Annotated in this window: 3 protein-coding genes; all 3 read left to right on the top strand. The window is 70.5% G+C overall.

Going from position 1 to position 2,086, the window contains the following annotated elements:
* On the top strand, positions 1-299 hold a 299-nt coding region (locus Q0L11_RS19660; protein WP_296599502.1), incomplete at its 5' end, for a topoisomerase C-terminal repeat-containing protein.
* Between the two features lie 68 nt (positions 300-367).
* A complete protein-coding gene (locus Q0L11_RS19665) occupies positions 368-1,114 on the top strand; it encodes an alpha/beta hydrolase (RefSeq protein ID WP_296599504.1) in 747 nt (248 codons plus the stop codon).
* A gap of 52 nt (positions 1,115-1,166) precedes the next feature.
* The gene (locus Q0L11_RS19670) at positions 1,167-1,964 is read left to right on the top strand and encodes an alpha/beta fold hydrolase (RefSeq protein ID WP_296599505.1); all 798 of its coding nucleotides are present in this window, start codon (positions 1,167-1,169) and stop codon (positions 1,962-1,964) included.
* The last annotated feature ends 122 nt before the right edge of the window (positions 1,965-2,086 follow it).

Here is a 2,086-nt window from a genome sequence, read left to right on the forward strand (position 1 = left end):
TGCTCTCGGGCCGCTACGGCCCCTACATCAAGCACGGCTCGACCAACGCCAACGTCCCCCGCGGCGCCGATCCCATGTCGGTGACCCTGGAGCAGGCGATCGCCCTGATCGCCGAACGCGCGGCCAAGGGCGGCGGCGGCAAGAAGAAGCCGGCCCGCGCAGCCAAGAAGGCCGATGGCGAGGCCAAAGCCACGACCAAGAAGGCGCCCGCGAAGAAGAAGGCGGCCGCCAAGAAGCCCGCCGCGAAGAAAGCTGCGCCCGCCACGGCCGACATCGCCGACGACGAGACACCCTTCTAGCCCACCCTGGCGGAAACTCGCCTTCGCGCCTAACCTCGCGGCTTCGACGCCGCGAGGGGATGTCCGCCATGATGGACCGCCGCGCCATGCTTGCCCTGGCCGCCGCAGCCGCCGTCGCCGCGCCGGCGAAGGCCGCGACCGCTTTCAAAGCCCGCAACGTCGTGCTGGTCCACGGCGCCTACGCCGACGGATCGTCGTGGTCACGGGTAATCCCTCACCTGCAGGCCGCCGGCCTCAACGCCACCGCCGTGCAGAACCCGCTGCGGACTCTGGTCGAGGATTGCGACTACACCCGCCGCATTCTGGCGCTACAGGACGGCCCGACCGTGCTGGTCGCCCATTCGTACGGCGGCGAGGTGATCACCGAGGTCGGCGTCGACCCCAAGGTCTCGGCCCTCGTCTACTGCTCAGCCCGCGCCCCCGACGCGAACGAGGACTACGCCGCGCTGGCCCGCACCTATCCCACGCCGCCCGCCCCCCTCGTCCGCAGCGGCGGCTACGCGGGCCTGAGCGAGGAGGTCTTCGTCCGCGACTTCGCCGATGGCCTGGACCTGGCGACGGCGAAGATGCTGTACGCCGTCCAGGGCCGCATCTCGGACGAACTGTTCCAGGCCCGCGTCACCCAGGCCGCCTGGAGGTCGCGGCCGACGTTCTATCAGGTCTCGAAGCTGGACCGGATCATCGACCCGAACCTGCAGCGGTTCATGGCCGGCCGGATGAAGGCAAAGACCGTCGAGCTCTCCGCCGGCCACCTGGGCATACTTACGCACGCCAGTGAGGTGTCGGACATGATCCTCGAGGCCGCCCGCGCCTGACCGGTGGCGCCTGACCGCTGGCGCCTGACGGCGGGTCGGCTAACCTGCCCCCATGCCCACCGCCCATCTCAACGGCCTGAACGTCCATTTCGAGCGCGCTGGGTCCGGCCCGCCGCTGCTATTCATCTCCGGCACCGGCGGCGACCTGCGGGTCCAGCCCAACGTCTTCGCCTCGCCGCTGGCCAAGGCGTTCGACCTGCTGGCCTACAACCAGCGCGGGCTGGGCCGGACCGACAAGCCGGATGTCCCCTATTCCATGGCCGACTACGCCGACGACGCCGCGGCGCTGCTGGACCACGTTGGGTGGGACGCGGTCCGCGTGATCGGCGTCTCGTTCGGCGGCATGGTGGCCCAGGAGCTGGTCCTGCGGCATCCGCAGCGGGTCAGCCGGCTGGTCCTGGTCTGCACCTCGCCCGGCGGCGAAGGCGGCGCCTCCTACCCGTTCCACGAGATCGAGCACCTGAAGGGCGAGGAACGCGCCCGCTTCCTCCTTCCCGTCAGCGATACCCGCCGCGATGCGGCCTGGGCCGCCGCCAACCCCGACGAGTACGAGAAGCTGGTGCAGATGAGCGCGAACGACCCCTTCGCGGGCGAGCCTGGCCGGGCCGAGGGCGCGCACCGCCAGCTCGAAGCCCGCGCCGCGCACGACACCTGGGATAGGCTGCCGCAGATCGCCTGCCCCACCCTGATCGCCGCCGGCCGCTACGACGGCATCGCCCTGCCCGCCACCCAGGGGAAGATGGCCGCCCGCATCCCGGGCGCCGAGCTGCGCTGGTACGAAGGCGGGCACCTCTTCATGCTGCAGGACCGCTCGGCGTACCGCGAGATCGTGGCGTTCCTGAACGGCTGAGGCCCCTTCCGCCGCCAAAGGTGCTAAAGCACGGACGATGGCCAAATCGAAGATGCCGAAGTCCACGCGCTTTGCCAAAGGCGTGCCCGACCGCGAGACCCTGCTGAAGTTCATCCGCGAGA

The sequence above is a fragment of the Phenylobacterium sp. genome (assembly GCF_024508875.1).
In the GTDB taxonomy this organism is placed as follows: domain Bacteria; phylum Pseudomonadota; class Alphaproteobacteria; order Caulobacterales; family Caulobacteraceae; genus Phenylobacterium.